The sequence below is a fragment of the Rhodococcus triatomae genome, assembly GCF_014217785.1.
Lineage (GTDB): Bacteria > Actinomycetota > Actinomycetes > Mycobacteriales > Mycobacteriaceae > Rhodococcus_F > Rhodococcus_F triatomae.
Genome location: NZ_CP048814.1, coordinates 39,002 through 62,561 on the forward strand (window position 1 = coordinate 39,002; position 23,560 = coordinate 62,561).

The following is a 23,560-nucleotide window of genomic DNA, read 5'->3' on the forward strand; positions in this document are numbered from 1 at the left end:
CGGTCGGAGACGGACGACGGTCAGGCTTGCACGCCGAAGGGCAGGGTGAACCGCACGTCGCCCTCGACGATGTCCCGCATATCGGAGATTCCGTTGCGGAACTGCAGCGTGCGCTCGAGGCCCATTCCGAATGCGAAACCCGAGTACTCGTCGGGGTCGACGCCGCAGGCGATGAGAACCTTCGGGTTGACCATTCCGCAGCCGCCCCACTCGACCCAGCCTGCGCCGCCCTTCTTGTTCGGGAACCACACGTCCACCTCGGCGGAGGGCTCGGTGAAGGGAAAATAGTTGGGCCGCATCCGTGTACGTGTCTCGGGACCGAACAGAGCCCGCGCGAAGGCGTCGAGGGTTCCACGCAGGTGGGCCATCGTGAGCCCCCTGTCCACCGCGAGCCCCTCGATCTGGGAGAAGACCGGCGTATGTGTGGCGTCGAGTTCGTCGGTCCTGAAGGTGCGGCCCGGACAGACCACGTAGATCGGCGGCGTGCGAGTCAGCATCGTGCGGACCTGCACCGGGGAGGTGTGAGTGCGCAGGACCTGCCGCGAGCTCTCGGGGGCGATGTGGAACGTGTCCTGCATCGTGCGTGCCGGATGATCCGGCAGGAAATTGAGGGCGTCGAAGTTGAAATGCTCGGTCTCGACCTCCGGCCCTTCGGCGACCTCCCAGCCCATCCCGACGAACACGTCCGACACCTGCTCGGCGATGACGCTGATGGGGTGACGGGCCCCGAGCGGCTGCCGCCTGGCGGGGAGGGTGACGTCGATCGATTCGGCGACGAGGACGGCCGCATCGCGTTCGGCGAGCAGGGTCTCGCGACGCGCTTCATAGGCGGCGGCGATACGGGTCCTGGCAACGTTGACCCGTTTGCCCGCCTCCGCCTTCTCCGACTTGGGCAGCGCACCCAGGCCGCGGCGGGCGAGGGCGACCGGGGACCGGTCGCCGACATGTTCCACCTTGGCGGCGGCGAGAGCATCGAGGTCGGTTGCGGCCCCGAACGCCCGCTCCGCGGCGTCCGCTGCCGCGGTCAGCGCCTGCTCACCGAGCGCATTCGTATCGACATCCGCTGCGCCGTTCTTGTCAGCCACCCGGTGCCACTCCTCGCGTCGTCTTCTCGTTCGTCGGGTTTCCGGTCCGTGCGGTACCCGGTGTCCACCAGGCAACATCCTATCGACCCCCAGGGGCCGGTCTACGCGCGCCGCTGCACCCGGGCACTCGAATACAGGCAGATGGCGGCCGCCGTCGCCAGGTTCAGGCTTTCCGCACGGCCGTGGATCGGTATCCGAACGCGATGATCGGCGCGGCCGGCGATGTCCGGCGGCAGGCCGTGCGCCTCGCTTCCGAACAGCCAGGCAGTCGGACGGGCGAGTATCTCGTCGGCCTCGTCGAGGTCGACCTCCCCGTCCGCTGAGGTCGCCAGGATCGAGATTCCGGCAGCGCGGAGGCTGTCCAGCACGGTGTCGACGTCACGTTCCCTGGCGAGCGGAATGTGGAAGAGGCTGCCGGCAGAGGCCCGAACTGCCTTCCCGTTGTGAGGGTCGACGCTGTCGCCGGCCAGGACGACGCCATCGGCCCCGACCGCGTCCGCCACCCGGATCACGGTGCCCGCGTTGCCCGGCTCTCCGATCGCGACCGGGACGGCCAGGAGCCGGGTGCCGGCTCCCACCACCGTGTCCAGTGCCACGTCCACCTGATCGGCCACCGCGACGATCCCGGGAGGCGTCACGGTGTCACTGAGGGTGCGCGCGGTCCGGTCGCTCACCAGCGAGGCCCGGATCCCGGCCGCCTCGATCCGATCGAGCAGAGCGCCGTACCGCGCGGCGGCATCGGCGGTGTGGAACACGTCGTGCACCGCGACGACCCCGATCACCTCGGCGACGGAGTTCTCTCCCTCCACGAGAAACCGGCCGCTCTTGCGCCGCTCCGCTCCGCGGAGGAGTTTGACAGCAGAAACGACCCGCGGGTTGCGCTCGGAGAGCGGTTCCACGGGTCGTTTCCGATGCTGGTGCGTCGTACCGCGGTGGCTCAGGCCACGTCTCCGGCCGGAGCGTTCACGTCGGCCGGCAGCGCGGCCTTCGCGACGGCGACCAGACCGGCGAAAGCGGTCGGGTCCGACACGGCGAGCTCGGCGAGGTTCTTGCGGTCCACCTCGACCTCGGCCAGGCGCAGGCCCTGGATGAGGCGGTTGTAGGTGATGTCGTTGGCGCGGGCAGCGGCGTTGATGCGCGTGATCCACAGCTTCCGGAAGTCACCCTTGCGCGCACGGCGGTCGCGGTAGGCGTAGGTGAGCGAGTGGAGCTGCTGCTCCTTGGCCTTGCGGTACAGACGCGAACGCTGTCCGCGGTAGCCGCTCGAGGCTTCGAGAATCGAACGACGCTTCTTCTGGGCGTTGACCGCCCTCTTTACGCGTGCCACTGAAAAATCCTGTCGATCTGCGGGACGGTGGACAATCCGCCCCGGGGGTGGTCAGAGAAAGTGTGCCGACTCAGATGTCGAGCAGTCGCTTGACGCGCGGGGTGTCGGCCTTGCTGACGACAGCCTTGCCGTCCAGGCGGCGCGTCACCTTCGTCGGCTTGTGCTCGAGGAGGTGGCGGCGGCCGGCCTTCTGGCGCAGGATCTTTCCGCTACCGGACACCTTGAATCGCTTCGCGGTGCCGCTGTGGGTCTTCGACTTGGGCATGAGAGTCCTCAGTTCTTCTCGTTCCGGATCACCGGTTCGTCGATGATTCCGGATGTCGTGCTGGTGGTCTACTGGCCTGCGGGGGCGTCCCCCGGCGCGGGCGTCCCCGGCTGCTCCGCCGGTGCCGCCTCGGCCCTGGGCCGTGGCGGAGCCTGTTTCGCGGCTGCCGCCTGGACGCCTTCCTGTGCCTTGGCCCGCGTCTTGGCACCCTTGTGCGGTGCGAGCACCATGGTCATGTTGCGGCCGTCCTGCTTCGCCGAGGTCTCGACGAAACCCAGATCCGCCACATCGGCACCCAGTCGCTGGAGCAACCGGAACCCGAGCTCGGGACGCGACTGCTCGCGTCCGCGGAACATGATGGTGACCTTGACCTTGGATCCGGCCTCGAGGAAGCGGATCACATTGCGCTTCTTGGTCTCGTAGTCGTGATCGTCGATCTTCGGTCGAAGCTTCTGCTCCTTGATGACCGTCAGCTGCTGGTTCTTGCGCGATTCGCGGGCCTTCTGCGCCGCTTCGTACTTGAACTTGCCGTAGTCCATGATCTTGCAGACCGGCGGGCGGGCGTCGGGTGCGACCTCGACGAGATCGAGGTCCGCTTCCACAGCCAGACGGAGAGCATCTTCAACACGCACGATGCCAACCTGTTCGCCTCCGGGACCGACGAGGCGGACCTCGGGGACGCGGATGCGATCGTTGATGCGGGTCTCAGTGCTGATGGGGCCTCCTAGGTTGAGCGGTGTGGTGACCGCCTGCAGCCCGTACGCCCGTCTTCCAACAAAAGAACCCCGCTCCGGTGAGTGCCTCACCTGCGGGGTCCGTTGTCGACCGATCCGGCGAACTCGTGCTCGCCACCTCACGCCCGTGAGGACACGGAGGGCTCGACACCGCTTCCGTGCGACCGGACCCCTGAACTGCAGAAACACTGCCGCGCAGAGGTGGGAGCCGGACTCCACTTGCTGCCTCCGAGTTACCCGGAGGCGGTCGTTGCGTTCCAGGATAGCATCACCGCACGTCGGGAACCCAATCGGCGGCACTGCGCGCCACCGGCACCATCGACAATGCCATGCTCTGTGTCATGACCGAGAGCTTCGTTCCCGAACCGGACTCCCCCGACGACCTGGACTCCCCCGATGTCCGCGAACTCGCCGAAGTGCCCTCCATCGAGGTCATCAGCCGGGCTGCGGTGATGCTGATGAGTTCTGCCGCGGAGAAGCTCGGACTGTCCGAGTCCGAGCCGCTGTCGAGTCCCCACTTCGATCTCGACGAGGCGCGACGACTCATCACCGCGCTGGCCGGGCTGGTCACCGCGTCGATCGAGTACCTCGGCCCGCATGCGGGACCGATCCGTGAAGGCCTCCAGGCCCTGCAGCGGGCGTTCCGCGAATCGTCCGCGCACCCGGACGAGCCGGGCAAGGGGCCGGGCGAGAAGTACACCGGCCCGGTGTACTGACCCCCCCGACCCGCCCTACCACTCGGCTCCGTGCCGGGAGAGGTCAGCGGCCGGGCACGACCGAGATCGTTCCCTGGCAGACGGCGTTCTGCGGGTTGACGAACCACCACCCGGCGCCGGTCTGGACCGTCACCGTGAAGGACACCGTCCCGGTCCCGGTCCAGGTGCGGTTGATCGGGATCCCCGGCTTCTGCTGCCACGCGGCCTCGTCGCTGACGCTGCTGCCGGACGCACCCGTCGTGGAGTTGTGCCAGTCGACGAGAACCCGGGTGCCGTACCAATTGGGTCCGATACTCGGAAGGAGGCCGGCGGGCGGGGCAGGCAACTCGTTGTTGCCACTGAGGAGGATCGCCGGCTCCAGCCCTGCTCCGCCCGGAGGAAGCGACTCTCCGGACGAGGCGGTCACGGTCCAGGTGAACGACGGTGCCCAGAAGAGCGGGTTCGCACTCGAACAGGTCATCGTCGTCGATGTCGGCGGGGCGGGCTGTGCGTTCGCCACTGCCCCTCCTCCTGCCACCATTGCCGTACCCACCCCAGCGGCGGCGAGCACAGACGCGCACACACGGCGCACCGATTGCCGGTTCATGGTCATTCCTCCTCGATTCGCGACAGGGCATCGTCACCGGACACGGAGTGTCCGCTTCTCGACGGACACGGAGTGCCCGCATCTCACCGGACACGGAGTGTCCGCATCATCATCTTTTCTATCGCCGACACTGCGGGATTCGTCACAGAATCGGCGCGCTACGGCCCGACACCGATCCTGCGGGCGTCGGGAGGCGGGACGCCGAACGTGTCCTCCGCACGAGGCTCGAACCGGTCCCGGGTCGTCGTCGCCGTGGCGATCCGATCGAGCCGGAACCACCTCACCGCGCCGCGGGTGCGACACCACGCGACGAGGAACCAGGAACCCGAGGTGTGCACGAGCAGATGCGGTTCCACCACCCGTTCACTGTCGTTGCCCTCGCCGTCGCGATAGTGCAGCGAGATCGCCAGGTTGCGGCGCAGCCCCTCCTCCACAACTCGGCGGACCGTCGCGCCCGCCTCGACGGGACGGTCCCCGCGGATCCAGACCCGGGCGCCGAGTGCCTCCACCTCGGCGCGTGAGCCCGGATCCATGACGTCCAGTAATTTGGCCAGCGCCGCCCGACCGTCGGCGGCGAAGGGTGCGGTGTCCCCCGCCGCCTGCAGGGCCGACGCGACCGCCACTGCCTGCGCGGGAGTGAAATTGACCGGAGGCAGAGTCGGACGACCGCTGATGCCGTAGCCGCCACCCGGTCCGGAACGGGCCCAGACGGGCACCCCCGCGGCCTGGAGTGTGGCGATGTCCCGCTTCACCGTTCGTGTGGTCACCTCGAGCCGCGTCGCGAGCTGCCCCGCCGTGCGGCCCCGATCGCCGGCCCGTCGCAGTTCCTCGGTGAGCGCGTGAAGCCGGGATGCTCGATCCATGACGAAAGTCTGACAGAGAGGGGCGACTCGTTATGGAACCGAGACGAATACGGTGACACGCTGCTGTCACCGATCCCGCCGGATGCTCGTTCCATGACACCGACACCGCACGATCACCGCTCCCACTACATCCTGGTTCCCGGCTTCTGGTTGGGAGCCTGGGCGTGGGACCGCGTGGCCCCGGCACTGCGCGACTCCGGAGCGCGCGTCACAGCTCTCACCCTGCCCGGCTCGGACTCCCCGGACACCGCACGGGACGCGATCACGCTGGACGACCGCGTCGACGCGATACTGGCGGCAGTGCGGACGACCGCGGAGGACGAGGACGTGATCCTGGTCGTCCACAGCGGCGCCGGCCCGGTCGGATACGCGGTCAGTGACCGTGTGCCGGAAGACCTGGCCCGGGTCGTCTACGTCGACTCGGGCCCGATGCCTCACGGCGCCGCGCTCCGACCGGACCTGCCCGACTCCACGGTCGAGATCCCGCTTCCGACATGGGCCGAACTCGAGGCGGACGGCAACAGCCTCGACGGGCTCGACACCGCAGATCTGGAGGAGTTCGCGGCACGCGCGGTACCCGAACCAGCCGGCCCCGCACGGACGCCGCTCGATCTCACCGACGATCGACGACTCGAGCTGCCCACGACAGTGGTCTGCAGCAGTTTTCCGGCCGAGGTCATCACCCGGATGGCGCAGGCCGGTCACCCGATGGCGGCCGAGCTCGCGCGGATCCGCCACGTCGACTATGTCGATCTGCCCACCGGACACTGGCCGATGTGGTCGCGCCCGGACGACCTCGCCGCAGCACTGCTGGACGCGGTCCGATCCTGACGGTCAGACGGTACGGGCCAACCGATCGGCGAGCATTTTGGTGAATGCCGCCGGATCGGTCAGCTCGCCGCCCTCGGCGAGGAGCGCCATGCCGTAGAGCAACTGCGCGGTCTCGGCCTGGGCGGACTCGTCGGGACGCTCCTCCCTCGCCGCGCGCAGGCCGGTCACCAGCGGATGGTCGGGATTGAGTTCGAGGATCCGCTTGGTGACCGGCACCGGCTGGCCCGACGCACGGTACATCCGCTCGAGAGCCGGCGACATGCTGAAGTCGTCGCCGACGATGCAGGCCGGGGACTCCGTCAGCCTCGACGACAGGCGCACCTTCTGCACGTACTCGTCGAGCGTCTCCTGCATCCAGGCGAGCAGCGGCTCGAAGTCCTTCTCGCGCTCCTCGCGCTCGGACTCGGCGGCCTTCTTCTCCTCCTCGGACTCGAGGTCGACCTCGCCCTTCGCGATCGACTGGAAACGCTTGCCGTCGAACTCCGGTGCCGCCCCCACCCACATCTCGTCCACCGGGTCCGAGAGCAACAACACCTCGAGACCTCGCGCGCGGAATGCCTCCATGTGCGGTGAGCTCTCGATCTGCCGACGCGATTCGCCGGTCATGTAGAAGATCTGCTCCTGTCCGTCCTTCATCCGCTCCACGTACTCGGCAAGGGTCGTCACACCCTCGTCGGAATGGGTGGACTCGAACGACGAGATGCCCAGGATCGTCTCGCGATTGTCGGTATCGGAGAGGAGGCCCTCCTTGATCGCCCGGCCGAACTGCGTCCAGAGGGTCCGATACTTGTCCGGACTCGACGACATCAGATCCTTGATCGTCGAGAGCACCTTCTTCGTGAGCCGCCGACGGATCGCGCGGATCTGGCGGTCCTGCTGCAGGATCTCGCGGGAAACGTTGAGCGAGAGGTCCTGTGCGTCGACGACACCCTTGACGAATCGCAGGTACGGCGGGACGAGGTCGTCGCAGTCGTCCATGATGAACACGCGCCGCACGTAGAGCGAGATCCCAGTCTTCCCGTCCCGCATGAACAGGTCGTGGGGCGCGTGCGAGGGCAGGAAGAGCAGCGCCTGGTACTCGAACGTGCCCTCGGCCTTCATCGGGATGATCTCGAGCGGGTCGTCCCACGCGTGCGCGACGTGACGGTAGAACTCTCGGTACTCCTCGTCGGACACCTCGTCCCGAGACCGGGTCCACAAGGCCTTCATCGAGTTGAGCGTCGTCGTCTCCCGGACGATCTCGGCATCCTCACCGCTGCCGGGCCGCTCGGTCTCCATGCGGATCGGCCACGAGATGAAGTCCGAGTACTTCGTGACGATCTCCTTGATCTTCCACTCCGACGTGTAGTCGAAGAGGTGATCGTCGGAGTCCTCGGGCTTGAGGTGCAGGGTCACCGACGTGCCCTGCGGAGCCTCGTCGAGCGTCTCGATCGTGTAGGTACCGTCGCCGCCGGACTCCCAGCGGGTCGCCGACGTCTCCCCGGCACGACGAGTCGTGAGGGTGACCTTGTCGGCGACCATGAACGTGGCATAGAAGCCGATACCGAACTGGCCGATCAACTCTCCCGAGGCGGCAGCGTCCTTCACTCCCGAATCGACGGCGTCCTTCGCCTCTGCCAACGTGCGACGAAGCTCGCCGGTGCCCGACCTGGCGAGTGTGCCGATGAGTTCGACCACCTCGTCACGGCTCATGCCGATACCGTTGTCGCGCACGGTGAGTGTGCGCGCCTCCTTGTCGGCTTCGATCTCGATGTGGAGATCCGACGTGTCGACGTCGAGATCCTTGTCCCGATACGACTCGAGCCGGAGTTTGTCGAGTGCATCGGACGAGTTGGAGACGAGCTCGCGCAGGAACGTGTCCTTGTTCGAGTAGACGGAGTGGATCATCAGATCCAGAAGCTGTCTCGTCTCCGCCTGGAACTCGAGCTGCTCGATCTTCGCGGTCATGGCGTGTGGGTCCCCTTCGGAAGCAGAACTGACGTCGAACAATTCGACGTGATCCTACGACTCACCGCTCGACCGTGGTGTCGGTGGGGAGTCGATCCGCGACGGCGTCGAACCAGTCCAGCGCTGCCCGCTCGTAGCGGATCCCGTACTCGAGTGTCGCGATCCCGAACTCGTCGGGCTCGCCTCCCGCCAGCACGGACTCGTACTCGGCCAGTTGGCGTTCGTGAACCTCCCGGTGGGCGGTGAGCATCTCCCGCAGGCGCTCGGGGGGAAGATGTGCGCCGAAGGCAACCGTCAACAGCAGGGGATGACGAATGTTCTCCGGCCCCGGATCGCGGTCGATCCACTCGGCGAACGCGGCACGGCCTGCGCCGGTGATCGTGTACGGCTTGCGGTCACGAGGCCCCGACTCCCCCGCCTCCACCAGGCCGGATCGGTCCATCGCCGCAAGCTCGCGATAGACCTGACTGGTGGTGATCGACCAGAACTTGCCGATCCTGCGCTGCGTCATACCCACCAGATCCCAGCCCGTCCGCGGGCCCTCGTGCAGGAATCCGAGAAGCGACGCCGCCGTGGCATTGAGCTCCCTGACCATCACGACCTCCGTTCACCCCTGGGCACTGGATACCCCCTTGACATTCCACTGTGTCATATCGACGATGGAGACAAGTCACATTCCACAATGGAACGTCTGTCCAGTTCTCTCGACGGAGGTGTCGGCCATGAGCAGCCCGAACGAACGTCCCGCACCGGACGACCTTCGTGCGTCGGATGCCGAACGCGAGCAGATCGTCGAACAGCTCGGCAGGCACGTCGCCGACGGCCGGCTCACGATCGCCGAATTCGACACCCGAGCGGCCGACGTCTACCGCTCCGTCACGCGCGCACAGGCGCGCGAGACACTCCGCGACCTTCCGGAGCTGCCCGGCCCTCCGGCGGCGAGCGCACCGACACCTGCCTCGCCGCACCGGAGGCGGCGGCTGCTGCGCCTTCCGGTCCATCAGCGAATCGAGTGGAGCGCGTGGCTCGCGGTCGGCAGCATCAACGTCGTGATCTGGGGAATCGTGTCTCTGGTGGCCGACGGAGGGGTGTACCCGTGGCCGATCTGGGTGATCGGCCCGTGGGGAGCGGTCCTGGCACTCCGGACCCTCACCGGCTGGGAGGGCAGCTGCGACGGGGCGGACCGGACAGCTCACCACCAGCGGGTGAAAGAGCTTCGCCGTCAGGCACGTCGGATCAGCGAGCGGCCGCCTTTCGCGGCGCACGCTTACGCGCCGCGCCAGCGGTACCACCGCTAGCCGACTTCGCGGCGGCGGTCTTCTTCGTGCCCGCCGTGCCATTCGTCGGTGTCGAGGAGGCTCGCTTGTTCGCGGCCGTGCCCGACGTGGCTGCGGCTCCCGCAGCGAGCACATCGGCCAGGAACCGGCCGGTGTAGCTCTCCGCCACCTGAGCGACGTCCTCCGGCGTGCCCTGCGCGACCACCGTGCCGCCACCGGAGCCGCCCTCCGGGCCCATGTCGACGATCCAGTCCGATGTCTTGATGACGTCGAGATTGTGCTCGATCACGATGACGGTGTTGCCCTTGTCCACCAGGCCGTTGACGACGCCGAGCAGCTTGCGGATGTCCTCGAAATGCAGGCCGGTGGTGGGTTCGTCGAGGATGTACACGGTGCGGCCGGTGGACCGCTTCTGCAACTCCGCCGCCAGCTTGACCCGCTGCGCCTCACCGCCCGACAGCGTGGGCGCGGGCTGACCGAGCCGCACGTACCCGAGCCCCACCTCGACCAGCGTCGCGAGATAGCGGTGGATCGAGGTGATCGCCTCGAAGAACTCCGCGGCCTCCTCGATCGGCATGTCCAGTACCTCGGCGATGGTCTTGCCCTTGTAGTGCACCTCGAGGGTTTCCCGGTTGTACCGGGCCCCGTGGCACACCTCGCACGGCACGTAGACGTCGGGCAGGAAGTTCATCTCGATCTTGAGCGTGCCGTCGCCCGAGCACGCCTCGCAGCGGCCGCCCTTGACGTTGAAGGAGAACCGCCCGGGCTGATATCCCCGTACCTTGGCCTCCGTGGTCGCGGCGAACAGCGTGCGGATCTTGTCGAACACACCCGTGTAGGTCGCCGGATTGGACCGCGGCGTCCGCCCGATCGGCGACTGGTCCACCTGGACGAGCTTGTCCAGCTGATCGAGCCCGTTGATGCGCGTGTGCCTGCCCGGCACCTGACGTGCACCGTTGAGTTTGTTGGCCATCACCGTGGCCAGGATGTCGTTGACCAGGGTCGACTTGCCGGAACCGGACACCCCCGTGACCGCGGTGAGCACGCCGAGCGGGAAGCTCACGTCGATCCCGGCGAGGTTGTGTTCCCGTGCCCCGACGACCGTGACCTGCCGCTTGCGGTCGACCGGACGGCGGAGGGCAGGCACGTCGATCACCCGGCGACCCGACAGATACGCGCCGGTGATCGACTCCGGGTCTTCGAGCAGCTCCGCGTACGAACCGCTGTGCACGACCTTGCCGCCGTGCTCGCCGGCGAGGGGGCCGATGTCGACCACCCAGTCCGAGGCCCGGATGGTGTCCTCGTCGTGTTCCACCACGATGAGGGTGTTTCCGAGATCCCTCAGCCGCGTGAGCGTCTCGATGAGCCTGCGGTTGTCGCGCTGGTGCAGGCCGATGGACGGCTCGTCCAGGACGTACAGCACGCCGACGAGACCGGAACCGATCTGGGTCGCCAGGCGGATGCGTTGGGCCTCACCGCCCGACAGTGTTCCGGCTGCCCGGGCCAGCGACAGGTACTCGAGCCCGACGTCGAGGAGGAAGCCGAGTCGGGCCTGGACCTCCTTGAGCACCTGCCCGGCGATCGCCTCCTCGCGCGAACCCAGGGTGAGACTGTTGAGGAACTCCGCGCAATCCGCGATCGACAGCTCGGCGACGTCCGCGATGGACTTGGTCCCGAACTCGTCGCTCGCGATCATCACCGCAAGGATCTCGGGGCGCAGCCGCGCTCCCCCGCACGCCGGGCACGGGGTGTCCCGCATGTACCCGTCGTAGCGTTCCTTCATCTGGTCGGACTCGGTCTGTTCCAGGCGCCGGTGCAGGAACGGCATGACGCCTTCGAACTCCGCGTAGTACGAACGGGTACGGCCGTACCGGTTCTTGTACCGCACGTGCACCTGCTCGGTGCTGCCCTCGAGCACTGCCTTGCGCGCCTTCGCGGGCAGCTTGTTCCACGGCGTGTCGAGATCGAATCCCAGGATGTCTCCGAGACCGGACAGCAGTCGTCCGAAGTACTCCGAGCTCTGTCCCATCGACCACGGCGCGATGGCCCCCTCGGCGAGGGTCAACTCCGGATCCGGGACGACGAGGTCCGGGTCCACCTCCTTGCGGATGCCCAGGCCCGTGCACTCCGGGCACGCGCCGTACGGGGAGTTGAAGGAGAACGACCGGGGCTCGAGATCGTCGATCGAGAGCGCATGACCGTTGGGGCAGGCGAGCTTCTCCGAGAACCGGCGCTCGCGGTCCGCCGCGTTCTCGTCCCGATCGACGAAGTCGAGCACGACGATCCCCTCGGCGAGACCGAGCGCCGTCTCGATCGAGTCGGTGAGCCGCTGCTTCGAGCTCGGTTTCACCGTGAGGCGGTCCACGACCACCTCGATGTCGTGCTTCTCCTGCTTCTTGAGCTTGGGGGGCTCGGTGAGGGGATACACCACGCCGTCCACGCGCACCCGCGAATAGCCCTGCGTGTTGAGTTGCTCGAACAGGTCGACGAACTCGCCCTTGCGGGTACGCACCACCGGAGCGAGGACCTGGAAGCGCGTGCCCTCTTCCATGTCGAGCACCTGGTCCACGATCTGCTGCGGCGTCTGCCGTGCGATCTGCGCACCACACACCGGGCAGTGCGGGGTCCCGGCCCTCGCGAACAACAGGCGAAGGTAGTCGTACACCTCCGTGATGGTCCCGACGGTGGAGCGCGGGTTGCGGTTGGTCGACTTCTGGTCGATGGACACCGCGGGCGACAGGCCCTCGATGAAGTCGACATCGGGCTTGTCCATCTGACCCAGGAACTGGCGTGCGTAGGCCGACAGCGACTCGACGTACCGGCGCTGCCCTTCCGCGAAGATCGTGTCGAACGCCAAGCTCGACTTGCCCGAACCGGAGAGCCCGGTGAAGACGATGAGGCTGTCCCGGGGCAGATCGAGGTCGATACCTCGCAGATTGTGCTCGCGAGCACCACGCACGATGAGGCGATCCGCCACTGAACATCCCTTCTCATTGTCGACACCGCCCGGCACGTCCACACGCACGGCGACATCGCGAATTCCGACACCGAGAACGACGCCGGGTGAATCCGGCACCGAGAACTCGCTCGCCCATCGTAGGACCGCCCACCGACACGTCCGCCGGACGAGCCGCGCCCCGCGCCGACCAGCCCTCTTCGACGGTAGCCTTCCGTCCATGAGCGAGCAGCCCATCGTGATCGACGACTCCTACACCGGCCACGTCACGTCGGGCGAACCGGCGCAGCGCCGCACCGTCCCCGGCGCGGCGATCACCAAGATGTCGGTCGGCCCCATGGACAACAACGTGTACCTGGTGATCTGTTCCGGCACCGGCAAGGCACTGCTCGTCGACGCCGCCAACGATGCGACCCGAGTGATCGACCTGGTCGATCGGTACGCCCCGGGACTCGAACTGATCGTGACGACCCACCAACACGCCGACCACTGGCTCGCGCTGGAAGCGGTCACCAAGGCCACCGGGGTGAAGACCGCAGCTCATCCGCTGGATGCGCCCGCGCTGCCTGTTCACCCCGACGTGCTCCTCGCCGACGACGACACCCTCACGGTCGGTGATCTCCAACTCGACGTGATCCATCTCGCGGGCCACACCCCGGGCGGCATCGCGCTGGCGCTCACCGCCGACGACCGCACACACGTGTTCACCGGCGATTCCCTGTTCCCCGGGGGCGTCGGCAAGACGGCGGACGCCGAGGCCTTCGCCTCCCTGCTGGGCGACGTCGAGACGAAACTGTTCGCCCGCTTCCCCGACGACACGGTCGTGTACCCGGGTCACGGGGACGACACCACGCTCGGCGCCGAGCGTCCACACCTCGGCGAGTGGCGCGCCCGCGGGTGGTGAACTTCCGGATCGCCCCGCCCCGCAGCGGCCGTGGTTAGTGTGGGGAGGACGTATCCAACTGCCGGGAGGTCTTCATGCTCGTCCGTCGCATTGCACGTCCCCTGCTCGCCTCGGTGTTCATCGCCGGAGGGATCGACTCGCTGAAGAGTCCCGCTCAGAAGGCGGAGGTGGCCGGGCCGTGGATCGACAAGTCCGCGGGCGCCCTTCCCGATTCGGTGACCGAGAAGGTACCCACCGAGCCGGAAACGCTCGTCAAGATCAACGCCGGGGTACAGATCGGAGCCGGTAGCCTCCTCGCCCTCGGTAAGTTCCCCCGGCTGTCAGCGCTCGCATTGGCTGCCACCCTCGTCCCCACCACGCTCGCCGGCCACGACTTCTGGAACAAGGACGACCCGCAGCAGCAGGCACTGCACCGGCTGCAATTCCTGAAGAACGCCGGGCTCCTCGGCGGACTGCTCATCACCGCCGTCGACACCGAGGGCAAGCCCTCACTCGGATGGCGCGGCCGCCGCGCAGCGCGGGCGGCGCAGCAGCGAGTGGAGGAGATCCTGCCGTTCGGGTCCGGCGACGAGTCCCCGGTGACCCCCGCCCTGTCGACCGCGACGGAGAAGGGAGCCTCCCTGCTCGAGAGCGCTCGCGACCGGGGCGGCGACCTGGCGGAAACGGTGCGTTCGCGTGCTCCCGAACTCGCCGGGACGGTCCGTTCGCGCGCGCCCGAACTCGCCGAGACGGCGCGCACGCGTAGCGCCGCCTGGGCCGAGGCGGCCGCCGAACGCGGCGAGGCTCTCGGCGACCGGGTCGAGACCGCCGTGAAGAAAGCACAGGAGAAGGCCGCCGAGGCACGCTGACAGCGCGCAGGGCGATCACGACGCTGCTGACCTGCGCTTCTGCGCGGTCTCCTCTCTCGGGACTAGACTGCTACGGCACTTTTGCGGGCGCTCCGCAAACGCTGCCGACACCCTCGCAGCCTTCCCGAACTAGGAGTTCTCTTTGCCCGACGAGAACGCGTCCCCCCTCGAACTCGCGGTCGACCTCGACGCCGAACGCGAGCGCGAGCAGCAGTACGTGACCATGCTCTACACGCGTCTCGACAACCTCCGCCGCTATGCCGACGAACGGTTGCGCAGAGTGCTCCTCGAGTCCGGGGGCACTCCGCAGGCGCGCAGCGAGCGGGAATCCTTCAACCAGATGTACACGGACGATCTGGCCAAGTACGACGCCGCCGAGAACGGCCTGTGCTTCGGCCGGATCGATCTCGACGACGAGAGCCGCCACATCGGCCGCGTCGGCATCCTCGACGAGGAGAACGACTACGAGACCCTCCTGCTCGACTGGCGCGCACCGCTGGCCCGGCCGTTCTATCTCGCCACACCGGCCGCCCCGGAGGGGGTGAACCGGCGCCGGCACATCCGGAGCCGGTCGCGGACGGTCACCGCTGTCAACGACGAGTTCCTCGACCTCGATGCGGCGCGAGCCGCCGGTGTCGTCACCGGATCGGACGGCGTCGCCGGGGAGAGCGCGCTGCTCGCGGCCCTCAACGCGGCACGCACCGGTCACATGAACGACATCGTCGAGACCATCCAGGCCGAGCAGGACGCCGTCATCCGCTCCGATCACAAGAGCGTCCTGGTCGTCCAGGGCGGGCCGGGCACCGGGAAGACCGCGGTAGCGCTGCACCGCGCCGCCTACCTGCTCTACACCTATCGCAAGCAGCTCGAGAAGAGCGGCGTGCTCATCATCGGACCCAACGCCACCTTCCTCGACTACATCGGCCAGGTTCTGCCCTCCCTCGGTGAGACGGGCGTGCTCCTGTCCACGATCGGCGACCTCTACCCGGGCGTGCGTGCCACTCGCGAGGACTCTCTCGAAGCCGGGAGGGTGAAGGGATCCCTCGCCATGATCGAGGTCCTCACGCAGGCCGTCCGCGACCGTCAGGAACTCCCCGGCCGTCCGGTACGTCTCGAGTTCGACAACTACGAACTCACACTGGACCGCAAGGTCGTCACGCGAGCACGTGGCCGAGCCCGATCGTCGCGCCGACCGCACAACCTGGCTCGGCCGATCTTCGTCTCCTCGGTGATCGAGGCGCTCGCGCAGCAGCTGGCGGACACGATGGGGGCCAACGTCGTCGACGGCGGAAGCCTGCTCAGCCGGGACGACATCGCGGACATTCGTGACGAGATGCGCCAGGACCCGGCCATCATGGCGGCGGTCGGAGCGCTGTGGCCCGAGCTGAGCCCGCAGGAAGTCCTGCTCGACCTCTGGGCGCAACCCGCCCGGCTCGAGGCGGCCGCCGGGAATCTCCTCGACCCGGACACCCGAGCACTACTCGCCCGCACCGGACCCGGATTCAGCGCCGCCGATGCTCCCCTCCTCGACGAGCTGGCAGAACTGCTCGGCATCGACGACACCGCGGAACAGGAACGGGCACAACGCCGCTGGCGCCAGCAGATCGCGGATGCCCAGGGCGCCCTCGACATCCTCACCGGCTCCGCGCCCCAGGATCTCGAGGACGAACTCGATCCGGAGATCCTCATGGCCTACGACCTGGTCGACGCGAGCCAGCTCGCGAGGCGCCAGGACGCGCATCAACGCCGTTCGACCGCCGAACGCGCGGCCGCGGACCGCACCTGGACCTACGGACACGTGATCGTCGACGAGGCGCAGGAACTGTCCGAGATGGCGTGGCGCATGCTCATGCGGCGCATTCCGAACAGGTGGATGACACTGGTCGGAGACACCGCGCAGACCGGTGACCTCGCCGGCACCTCGGCATGGCAGACGGTGCTCGGACCCTATGTGGCACAACGCTGGAAGTTGACCGAGCTGACGGTGAACTACCGGACACCGAGCGAGATCATGGAACTGGCCCACCGGGTGCTCGACGAGATCGACCCCGAGCAGTCGGTGCCGCGATCGATTCGCGAGTCCGGGTTCGCACCGTGGGCGTCCGAGGTCCCTGCCGGGGAGAGGGTTTCGGCCGTGCGCGCCGTACTGGACGGCGAAACCGGGCCGGGAACGGTCGCAGTCCTCATCCCCGGCCCCCTGGTGGCGGAGTTCGCCGACCTCGCCTCGGAAACGGTGCAGGTCTCGACCGTCCGCGAGGCGAAGGGGCTGGAGTTCGACTCCGTCGTCATCGTCGAGCCCCGAGACATCGTCGAGGAGTCCCCCCGCGGCCTCAACGATCTGTACGTGGCGCTGACCCGCGCCACCCAGCGGCTCGGGATGGTGCACACGAGGCCGCTACCGGAAGCACTCGGCGCCGTTCCCGGCGCCTCCCCCACCGCCTCCTGACGACACCGTGCCGTGGTTCGGCGAGGGCCGAACCACGGCACGGCGATCAGCGCACGGTGTGAACGATGAGGACGTCGGAGGTGGACTTGCGGGCGGCATCCGACGGCACCGATCCGAGCAGGCGGCCGGTGAGCGTGTTCAGCCCGCGGTTCCCGATGACCAACAGATCCGCCTCGACCTCGTCCACCAGCGCCAGCAACGACTCGACCGGGGCCCCGACGACGGCGCGCTCGACGATGTCCTTGGCCCCCTTGGCCACGGCACGTTCACGGGCCGTGCGGAGGATCTCGTACGTCGGTGCGGCACCGGTGATCTGGTATGCCTCGTCACCGAGGACGTCGGCGTCCTTACCGATGTCCTTCGGATCGGCCGGGTAGTAGGCACAGGCGACAAAGAGCTTCGCCCCTGCATCCCCGGCCAGCGCAGCGGCCTTCTCCACGGCCCGATACGACGACTCGGAGCCATCGGTCCCCACGACTACGGTCCGGTACGCGCTCATTCAATCCTCCAGGTATCCACGACGGTCGGTGGTCGAGGTCGGCACGCAGCACCTCGACCGTTGCGCTGACCCTAGCGGTTACCGAGTCATCAACGGTCGAACTGACACGCACCCCACACGCCGACCGTCACATGCACGACAGGTCACAATGGGTCCAAAATGTGATGTGGACCCTACCACTCGGTACGGTCGGGCTACTTCAACCCCGCGGCGTCCATTCCCCGCAGTTCCTTCTTGAGATCCGAGATCTCGTCCCGCAGCCGCCCGGCCAGTTCGAACTGCAGGTCACGGGCGGCGTTCATCATCTGCGCGGTGAGATCGGTGATGAGGTCCGCCAGTTCGGCGCGCGGCATCGACTTCGTGTCACGCCCCTCCACGACACCGGCACTGACGGAACGCCCGGGCTCGCCCTGGGCCCGACGCCCACGCGACGCGTTGCGCCCGGAGCCACCCACATCGACCGTCTCCGCGGTGTCGTCCGCCTCGACGTACACCTGGTCGAGGATGTCGGCGATCTTCTTCCGCAACGGTTGCGGATCGATGCCCCGCTCCTCGTTGTAGGCGATCTGCTTCTCGCGGCGCCGTTCGGTCTCCTCGATCGCGTGCTGCATCGAGTCGGTGATCTTGTCCGCATACATGTGGACCTCACCCGAGACGTTGCGGGCGGCGCGACCGATGGTCTGGATCAGGCTGGTGGAGCTGCGCAGGAAGCCTTCCTTGTCCGCGTCCAGAATCGCCACCAGGGACACCTCCGGCAGGTCCAGTCCCTCACGCAGCAGGTTGATTCCGACCAGCACGTCGAATTCGCCGAGACGCAACTGGCGAAGCAACTCGACGCGGCGCAGCGTGTCGATGTCGGAATGCAGGTACCGCACCTTGATTCCCAGTTCGAGCAGGTAGTCGGTGAGGTCCTCGGACATCTTCTTGGTCAGCGTGGTGACCAGGACGCGCTCGTCCTGCTCGGCACGCCGACGGATCTCGTGGACCAGGTCGTCGATCTGACCCTTGGTGGGCTTGACCACGACCCGAGGATCGACCAGCCCCGTCGGGCGGATGACCTGCTCGACGAACTCGCCGCCACTCTGCCCGAGCTCGTACTTGCCCGGCGTGGCCGACAGGTACACGGCCTGGCCGATCCGATCGGCGAACTCCTCCCAGGTGAGCGGCCGATTGTCCACGGCGGACGGGAGCCGGAACCCGAACTCCACGAGGTTGCGCTTGCGGGACATGTCGCCCTCGTACATCGCGCCGATCTGCGGCACCGTGACGTGGGACTCGTCGATGACCAGGAGGAAATCCTCCGGGAAGTAGTCGATGAGCGTCGCCGGGGCCGAGCCGGCGGCGCGGCCGTCGATGTGGCGGGAGTAGTTCTCGATGCCGGAGCAGAAGCCGACCTGGCGAATCATCTCGAGGTCGTACTGGGTACGCATGCGCAGACGTTGCGCCTCGAGCAGCTTGCCCCGGTTCTCGAGGTCGGCCAGCCGCTCCTCGAGTTCGACCTCGATGTCCGCGACCGCCCGTTCCATGCGCTCCGGGCCGGCGACGTAATGGGTCGCCGGGAAGATTCGCAGTGATTCGACCTGCCGCACCACGTCCCCGGTGAGGGGATGCAGGTAGTACAGCGCCTCGATCTCGTCGCCGAAGAACTCGATCCGCACCGCGAGTTCCTCGTAGGAGGGAATGATCTCCACGGTGTCGCCGCGCACCCGGAACGACCCGCGAGTGAATGCGGTGTCGTTGCGGTTGTACTGCACGTCCACCAGCAGGCGCAGCAGCGCGTCCCGCGGCACTTCCACGCCCGTCTCGAGATGAATGGACCGGTCGAGGTAGGACTGCGGGGTACCGAGGCCGTAGATACAGGACACCGAGGCCACCACGACGACGTCACGCCGGGACAGCAGGCTCGACGTCGCGGAGTGCCGGAGCCGCTCGACGTCGTCGTTGATCGAGGAGTCCTTCTCGATGTACGTGTCCGTCTGCGCGATGTACGCCTCGGGTTGGTAGTAGTCGTAGTACGAGACGAAGTACTCGACCGCGTTGTTCGGCAACATCTCCCGGAGCTCGTTCGCCAGCTGTGCCGCGAGAGTCTTGTTGGGTGCCATCACGAGAGTGGGGCGCTGGACCCGCTCGATCAGCCACGCCGTGGTCGCGGACTTGCCGGTGCCGGTGGCACCGAGCAGCACGATGTCCTTCTCCCCCGCGTCGATACGACGCTCGAGTTCGTCGATGGCGGCCGGCTGATCGCCTGCCGGCCGATAGTCGCTCACGACCTGGAACCGCGCCTCCGACCGTTCGATCTCCCCGATGGGCCGGAATTCGGAGTGCGCAACCACCGGATGCTCGGATGCAAAGGCCATGTCACCAGGGTAGTCGTAGCCTCCGACACCGGCCCCGGATCACGCCGCCACGCCACCGGCCGGCCGGCCGGCCGGGTAGGTTCCTGTCATGGCCGCAGTGCACCCACCGAAGATCGAGTACTTCGATCTCGTGGAACGGACCAACACCGACCCCAAGGGATTCGTCCGCCCGGTGGATCACTACCGGGTCGAGCCGTGGGGCCTGTACATGGCGCGCTCGGCCGATCACCGCCAGTTCCACTACCTCGAATCCTGGATCCTGCCGGACCTCGGCATCCGCGCGACCGTCTTCCACTTCCACCCGTACCACGCGCGGGATCAGGACCACTACGTCGACATCGGTTCCTTCACCCGCGGTGACACCGTGTGGAAGTCCGAGGACCACTACCTCGACCTGGTCGTACGTACCGGCCGGGACACCGAACTGCTCGACGTCGACGAACTCGTGGAGGCACACACCGCGGGCCTGCTGGATGCCGCCGCCACCGAGCAGGCGATCCTCACCGCCACCACGGCGATCGACGGAATCGCCGCCCACGGGCACGACCTCGCGGCGTGGCTCGCGAGCCGGGGTATGCCGATCAGCTGGCGCTGACGGTCCAGCCGGTCTCCTCCGCCCATGCCCAGGCGCGGTGATACGCCCGGTCGAACCACGGCGCCTTCCCGTCGGCGTACCGCGCACGCGTCTCCGCCGCCGTCGGTGCATCCGCCGCCCGCTCCGCGGACGCCTCCTTGATCCGCAGATACTCGGCGCGCACGTCCGGATCCGCTCGCAGCCAATCCCGGAAAAGCAGGGCGAACTGCTGGCCCGGTGACCCGTCGACGCGCAGGTGTACGTGGGCGGGTCGTCCGGGATCCGCGGCGCCGTGCAGGCGCATCTCCCACACCGCGGGATCGACTTCGCCGCCGACATACGCCGGCTTCGGCCGTTCCGAGTACACCTGGGCCACCCGCGGATACCCACCATCGGCCAGGTGATCGACGAGGCGGTCCGCGGAAGCCAGATCGGCGACCGTCACCTGCACGTCGACGACGTCGACCGAGGCCAGCCCGGGAACCGCGGTCGAGCCGATGTGATCGACACGAATCGCGTCGGCACCGCACAGCAGCCGGAGCCGGGCCGCCAGTCGACCGGCCTCGGCGGGCCACTCCGGGTCGGGCTCGGCCAGTCGCGGCAGCACGGATACCGGAGTCCGAGAACGTAGGTTCGCCTCGAACGGCACCAGCCGCTCGTGCCACAGCTGTCGCACCTGCCGGACCAGATCCTCCGGCTCGCCGTTGTTGTCCAGCCGCACGTCCGCCACGGCAACGCGCTGCTCGTCCGATGCCTGCGCCGCGATCCGGGCTCGCGCGTCCTTCTCGTCCATGCCGCGGATCTCGGTGAGCCGCCGGAGCCGTTCGGGCTCCTCGACGAACACGATCGCCACGAGCGGGAAGGCCGGACCCATACCGCCCTCGACGAGAAGCGGAATGTCCTGTACCACGACGGCATCCGGCGGCGCCTGTTCGATGCGTTCGGCGGTGCGACGGCCGATCAGTGGATGCAGGACGGCGTTGAGCGCCGTCCTGGACTCGTCGTCGGCGAACGCCACGGCCGCCAGGGCCGGGCGATCCAGGCGCCCGTCCGCGGTGAGGATCGACCCGCCGAATCTGTCGACCAGAGCGGCAAGACCCTCGGTTCCCGGTTCCACCACTTCCCGCGCGATCAGGTCCGCGTCGACGATCACCGCGCCGAGTTCGGCGAGTTCACTCGACACGGTCGACTTGCCGGCTCCGATGCCTCCGGTGAGGCCCACTCTCAACACCGCACCAGTCTGTCATCCTCGCCGGGCTCGCCGTCGGGCGACGCGCGCGGACCGGCACCGACTCACCAGCATCAAATACCCCGAAACGGGCGACTCGTCGGCTATCTTTCGACTACCAGTTTCGAGCCCGACCTACCTGCTCCCGGGAAGGAGCGCTCCGATGTCCGCTCCCCGTATCGTCGGCCGGCACCGCCTCGGCATGCCCGGTGGTGTGCACTGCCTCGAACACCCCCAGGTCGCGTCGGCGCTCGCCGAGCATCGCCGCACCTGGCTGTCGACCCTGATCAGCAACGGGCGGCACAGCTTTGCGGCGATGCGTCGTCGCACCGCCGCACCGTCCTCCTGGGTGCCCGCCCCGGCCGGCTGATCGCGCACGGTCGACGACAGCGCTCGGCGCAACGCGTTCCCACGACACGACGAGCCACGACACACAACGAGAAACCCCGCTCTCCGGTGGAGAGCGGGGTTTCTCGTTGTTCGGGTCGGGATGGGGCCGGTCAGCGAATCACTGACCGGCCCGCCCGAATCATGCGTTGCCGGAAAGCTTCTCGCGAAGCGCAGCCAGCTGGGCATCGCTGGCGAGCGATCCACCGGTGGTCTCCGGTGCGCTGGCAGCGACACCGGGCTCGGCGGCACCGGACTCGGAGGAGTAGCCGGCGGCGGCAGTCGCAGCCTCGGCGGCCTCGTCGGCAGCCATCTTCTCCATCTGAGCGGTGTGCATCTTGTGGCGACGCTCCGCCTCGGCGTAGCGCTTCTCCCACTCCTCACGCTGCTTGTCGAAGCCCTCGAGCCATTCGTTGGTCTCGGGATCGAAGCCCTCGGGGAAGATGTAGTTGCCCTGCTCGTCGTAGCTGTCGGCCATGCCGTACTTGGACGGATCGAACTCGGCGCTGTAGTCCTCGTTGGCCTGCTTCAGCGACAGCGAGATACGACGACGCTCGAGGTCGATGTCGATGACCTTGACCATCGCGTCGTCGCCGACGGCCACGACCTGGTCCGGCACCTCGACATGGCGCTCGGCCAGCTCGGAGATGTGCACGAGGCCTTCGATTCCCTCTTCGACGCGCACGAAGGCACCGAACGGAACCAGCTTGGTGACCTTGCCGGGCACGATCTGGCCGATTGCGTGGGTGCGGGCGAACTGACGCCACGGATCTTCCTGCGTCGCCTTGAGCGAGAGGGAGACACGCTCGCGGTCCAGGTCGACGTCCAGAACCTCGACGGTGACCTCGTTGCCGACCTCGACGACCTCGGACGGGTGGTCGATGTGCTTCCAGGAGAGCTCGGAGACGTGCACCAGACCGTCGACGCCGCCGAGATCGACGAACGCACCGAAGTTGACGATCGAGGACACGATGCCCTTGCGGACCTGACCCTTCTGGAGCTGGTGCAGGAACTCGCTGCGAACCTCGGACTGGGTCTGCTCGAGCCATGCACGGCGCGACAGAACCACGTTGTTGCGGTTCTTGTCGAGCTCGATGATCTTGGCCTCGATCTCCTTGCCGACGTACGGCTGCAGATCGCGGACGCGGCGCATCTCGACGAGCGACGCGGGAAGGAAGCCACGCAGGCCGATGTCGAGGATGAGACCACCCTTGACGACCTCGATGACGGTGCCCTTGACGGCCTCGTCCTTCTCCTTGAGCTCCTCGATGGTGCCCCAGGCGCGCTCGTACTGAGCACGCTTCTTCGACAGGATCAGGCGGCCTTCCTTGTCCTCCTTGGTGAGGACCAGAGCCTCGACCTCATCGCCCACGGAGACGACCTCGTTGGGGTCGACGTCGTGCTTGATGGAGAGCTCACGGGAAGGGATGACACCTTCGGTCTTGTAACCGATGTCGAGCAGAACCTCGTCGCGATCGACCTTGACGATGGTTCCTTCGACGATGTCACCGTCGTTGAAGTACTTGATCGTGGCGTCGATGGCGGCGAGGAAGTCCTCGGCGGAGCCGATGTCGTTGACGGCTACCTGCGGCGAGGTCACGGTGGTGGAGGGCATTAGTAGAGTTGCTCCGGACGGGTTGTGGTCGGTTGATGATGTTCTGTCGGGCGCGGCAACCCGACCCGACGGAAACCCGAGGGCACCACACTCGGAGAAACTCGCATACTCGGAG

The 23,560-nt window shown here is 67.6% G+C and carries 22 protein-coding genes; 8 read left to right on the plus strand and 14 right to left on the minus strand.

Annotated features, from left to right (window positions below; translation table 11 throughout):
* Positions 1-20 precede the first annotated feature (20 nt).
* From pheS to infC, 5 genes are all read right to left on the minus strand, one after another.
* Positions 21-1,085 carry a phenylalanine--tRNA ligase subunit alpha gene (pheS, locus tag G4H71_RS00185; protein ID WP_072739940.1) on the minus strand — a complete coding sequence of 355 codons (1,065 nt, stop codon included), beginning with the start codon at positions 1,083-1,085 and terminating at the stop codon, positions 21-23.
* A 101-nt stretch (positions 1,086-1,186) separates the two neighbouring features.
* Positions 1,187-1,984: a TrmH family RNA methyltransferase gene (locus G4H71_RS00190; RefSeq protein ID WP_072739941.1), complete on the minus strand. Its 798-nt coding sequence runs from the start codon at positions 1,982-1,984 to the stop codon at positions 1,187-1,189.
* A 38-nt stretch (positions 1,985-2,022) separates the two neighbouring features.
* Positions 2,023-2,412 carry a 50S ribosomal protein L20 gene (gene rplT / locus G4H71_RS00195; RefSeq protein ID WP_072739942.1) on the minus strand — a complete coding sequence of 130 codons (390 nt, stop codon included), beginning with the start codon at positions 2,410-2,412 and terminating at the stop codon, positions 2,023-2,025.
* Between the two features lie 70 nt (positions 2,413-2,482).
* Entirely contained in the window at positions 2,483-2,677 is a 195-nt protein-coding gene (rpmI, locus tag G4H71_RS00200) for a 50S ribosomal protein L35 (protein ID WP_072739943.1), read from the minus strand.
* Between the two features lie 68 nt (positions 2,678-2,745).
* On the minus strand, positions 2,746-3,432 hold the full coding sequence (gene infC, locus G4H71_RS00205) for a translation initiation factor IF-3 (RefSeq protein WP_072739976.1): 687 nt from the start codon (positions 3,430-3,432) through the stop codon (positions 2,746-2,748).
* Between the two features lie 320 nt (positions 3,433-3,752).
* Between infC and G4H71_RS00210 the strand changes: the two genes are divergently transcribed.
* The gene (locus G4H71_RS00210) at positions 3,753-4,127 is read left to right on the plus strand and encodes a DUF1844 domain-containing protein (protein WP_072739977.1); all 375 of its coding nucleotides are present in this window, start codon (positions 3,753-3,755) and stop codon (positions 4,125-4,127) included.
* A gap of 43 nt (positions 4,128-4,170) precedes the next feature.
* On the opposite strand, the gene G4H71_RS00215 is transcribed toward G4H71_RS00210, so the two are convergent.
* Positions 4,171-4,713, minus strand: coding sequence for a hypothetical protein (locus G4H71_RS00215; protein WP_072739978.1), 543 nt, complete (start codon positions 4,711-4,713; stop codon positions 4,171-4,173).
* A gap of 158 nt (positions 4,714-4,871) precedes the next feature.
* Positions 4,872-5,576, minus strand: coding sequence for a helix-turn-helix transcriptional regulator (locus tag G4H71_RS00220; RefSeq protein WP_072739944.1), 705 nt, complete (start codon positions 5,574-5,576; stop codon positions 4,872-4,874).
* A gap of 93 nt (positions 5,577-5,669) precedes the next feature.
* Here G4H71_RS00220 and G4H71_RS00225 point away from each other — a divergent pair, with 93 nt between their 5' ends.
* The gene (locus tag G4H71_RS00225; protein ID WP_072739945.1) at positions 5,670-6,407 is read left to right on the plus strand and encodes an alpha/beta fold hydrolase; all 738 of its coding nucleotides are present in this window, start codon (positions 5,670-5,672) and stop codon (positions 6,405-6,407) included.
* Positions 6,408-6,410: 3 nt separating this feature from the next.
* On the opposite strand, the gene htpG is transcribed toward G4H71_RS00225, so the two are convergent.
* Both htpG and G4H71_RS00235 read right to left on the minus strand, forming a co-directional pair.
* The gene (gene htpG, locus G4H71_RS00230) at positions 6,411-8,354 is read right to left on the minus strand and encodes a molecular chaperone HtpG (RefSeq protein WP_072739946.1); all 1,944 of its coding nucleotides are present in this window, start codon (positions 8,352-8,354) and stop codon (positions 6,411-6,413) included.
* 61 nt (positions 8,355-8,415) lie between these two features.
* Positions 8,416-8,949, minus strand: a complete 534-nt coding sequence (locus G4H71_RS00235; protein WP_072739947.1) for a PadR family transcriptional regulator — start codon at positions 8,947-8,949, stop codon at positions 8,416-8,418.
* 127 nt (positions 8,950-9,076) lie between these two features.
* Here G4H71_RS00235 and G4H71_RS00240 point away from each other — a divergent pair, with 127 nt between their 5' ends.
* The gene (locus G4H71_RS00240) at positions 9,077-9,652 is read left to right on the plus strand and encodes a DUF1707 SHOCT-like domain-containing protein (RefSeq protein WP_072739948.1); all 576 of its coding nucleotides are present in this window, start codon (positions 9,077-9,079) and stop codon (positions 9,650-9,652) included.
* Here the strand turns inward: G4H71_RS00240 and uvrA are convergent.
* Complete coding sequence (gene uvrA / locus G4H71_RS00245; RefSeq protein ID WP_072739979.1) at positions 9,591-12,608, minus strand: excinuclease ABC subunit UvrA; 3,018 nt, start codon at positions 12,606-12,608, stop codon at positions 9,591-9,593. The genes G4H71_RS00240 and uvrA overlap by 62 nt on opposite strands.
* Before the next feature lie 199 nt (positions 12,609-12,807).
* On the opposite strand from uvrA, the gene G4H71_RS00250 reads away from it, so the two are divergent.
* The 3 genes from G4H71_RS00250 (at position 12,808) to G4H71_RS00260 (ending at position 16,785) form a co-directional block, all read left to right on the plus strand.
* A complete protein-coding gene (locus G4H71_RS00250; protein WP_072739949.1) occupies positions 12,808-13,491 on the plus strand; it encodes an MBL fold metallo-hydrolase in 684 nt (227 codons plus the stop codon).
* Between the two features lie 74 nt (positions 13,492-13,565).
* A complete protein-coding gene (locus G4H71_RS00255) occupies positions 13,566-14,339 on the plus strand; it encodes a DoxX family protein (protein WP_072739950.1) in 774 nt (257 codons plus the stop codon).
* Positions 14,340-14,562: 223 nt separating this feature from the next.
* Positions 14,563-16,785, plus strand: a complete 2,223-nt coding sequence (locus G4H71_RS00260) for a HelD family protein (RefSeq protein WP_083342895.1) — start codon at positions 14,563-14,565, stop codon at positions 16,783-16,785.
* Positions 16,786-16,831: 46 nt separating this feature from the next.
* On the opposite strand, the gene G4H71_RS00265 is transcribed toward G4H71_RS00260, so the two are convergent.
* Complete coding sequence (locus tag G4H71_RS00265; RefSeq protein WP_072739952.1) at positions 16,832-17,284, minus strand: universal stress protein; 453 nt, start codon at positions 17,282-17,284, stop codon at positions 16,832-16,834.
* A 194-nt stretch (positions 17,285-17,478) separates the two neighbouring features.
* Positions 17,479-19,641 carry an excinuclease ABC subunit UvrB gene (gene uvrB, locus G4H71_RS00270; protein WP_072739953.1) on the minus strand — a complete coding sequence of 721 codons (2,163 nt, stop codon included), beginning with the start codon at positions 19,639-19,641 and terminating at the stop codon, positions 17,479-17,481.
* A gap of 88 nt (positions 19,642-19,729) precedes the next feature.
* Between uvrB and G4H71_RS00275 the strand changes: the two genes are divergently transcribed.
* A complete protein-coding gene (locus G4H71_RS00275) occupies positions 19,730-20,236 on the plus strand; it encodes a ribonuclease FAU-1 family protein (RefSeq protein ID WP_072739954.1) in 507 nt (168 codons plus the stop codon).
* On the opposite strand, the gene coaE is transcribed toward G4H71_RS00275, so the two are convergent.
* A complete protein-coding gene (coaE, locus tag G4H71_RS00280; RefSeq protein WP_072739955.1) occupies positions 20,223-21,446 on the minus strand; it encodes a dephospho-CoA kinase in 1,224 nt (407 codons plus the stop codon). The two genes, G4H71_RS00275 and coaE, sit on opposite strands and share 14 nt — an antisense overlap.
* Before the next feature lie 160 nt (positions 21,447-21,606).
* On the opposite strand from coaE, the gene G4H71_RS00285 reads away from it, so the two are divergent.
* Positions 21,607-21,813: a hypothetical protein gene (locus tag G4H71_RS00285; RefSeq protein WP_072739956.1), complete on the plus strand. Its 207-nt coding sequence runs from the start codon at positions 21,607-21,609 to the stop codon at positions 21,811-21,813.
* Between the two features lie 159 nt (positions 21,814-21,972).
* On the opposite strand, the gene rpsA is transcribed toward G4H71_RS00285, so the two are convergent.
* A complete protein-coding gene (rpsA, locus tag G4H71_RS00290) occupies positions 21,973-23,445 on the minus strand; it encodes a 30S ribosomal protein S1 (RefSeq protein ID WP_072739957.1) in 1,473 nt (490 codons plus the stop codon).
* Between the last annotated feature and the right edge of the window lie 115 nt (positions 23,446-23,560).

Coding starts and splice junctions, on each gene's coding strand:
- uvrB (WP_072739953.1), bottom strand. CDS start 19,641: ATGGCCTTTGCATCCGAGCATCCGGTGGTTGCGCACTCCGAATTCCGG.
- G4H71_RS00215 (WP_072739978.1), bottom strand. CDS start 4,713: ATGAACCGGCAATCGGTGCGCCGTGTGTGCGCGTCTGTGCTCGCCGCC.
- G4H71_RS00265 (WP_072739952.1), bottom strand. CDS start 17,284: ATGAGCGCGTACCGGACCGTAGTCGTGGGGACCGATGGCTCCGAGTCG.
- G4H71_RS00250 (WP_072739949.1), top strand. CDS start 12,808: ATGAGCGAGCAGCCCATCGTGATCGACGACTCCTACACCGGCCACGTC.
- G4H71_RS00275 (WP_072739954.1), top strand. CDS start 19,730: ATGGCCGCAGTGCACCCACCGAAGATCGAGTACTTCGATCTCGTGGAA.
- G4H71_RS00240 (WP_072739948.1), top strand. CDS start 9,077: ATGAGCAGCCCGAACGAACGTCCCGCACCGGACGACCTTCGTGCGTCG.
- htpG (WP_072739946.1), bottom strand. CDS start 8,354: ATGACCGCGAAGATCGAGCAGCTCGAGTTCCAGGCGGAGACGAGACAG.
- rpsA (WP_072739957.1), bottom strand. CDS start 23,445: ATGCCCTCCACCACCGTGACCTCGCCGCAGGTAGCCGTCAACGACATC.
- G4H71_RS00255 (WP_072739950.1), top strand. CDS start 13,566: ATGCTCGTCCGTCGCATTGCACGTCCCCTGCTCGCCTCGGTGTTCATC.
- rpmI (WP_072739943.1), bottom strand. CDS start 2,677: ATGCCCAAGTCGAAGACCCACAGCGGCACCGCGAAGCGATTCAAGGTG.
- G4H71_RS00260 (WP_083342895.1), top strand. CDS start 14,563: ATGCTCTACACGCGTCTCGACAACCTCCGCCGCTATGCCGACGAACGG.
- G4H71_RS00210 (WP_072739977.1), top strand. CDS start 3,753: ATGACCGAGAGCTTCGTTCCCGAACCGGACTCCCCCGACGACCTGGAC.
- G4H71_RS00235 (WP_072739947.1), bottom strand. CDS start 8,949: ATGGTCAGGGAGCTCAATGCCACGGCGGCGTCGCTTCTCGGATTCCTG.
- G4H71_RS00225 (WP_072739945.1), top strand. CDS start 5,670: ATGACACCGACACCGCACGATCACCGCTCCCACTACATCCTGGTTCCC.
- G4H71_RS00285 (WP_072739956.1), top strand. CDS start 21,607: ATGTCCGCTCCCCGTATCGTCGGCCGGCACCGCCTCGGCATGCCCGGT.
- G4H71_RS00220 (WP_072739944.1), bottom strand. CDS start 5,576: ATGGATCGAGCATCCCGGCTTCACGCGCTCACCGAGGAACTGCGACGG.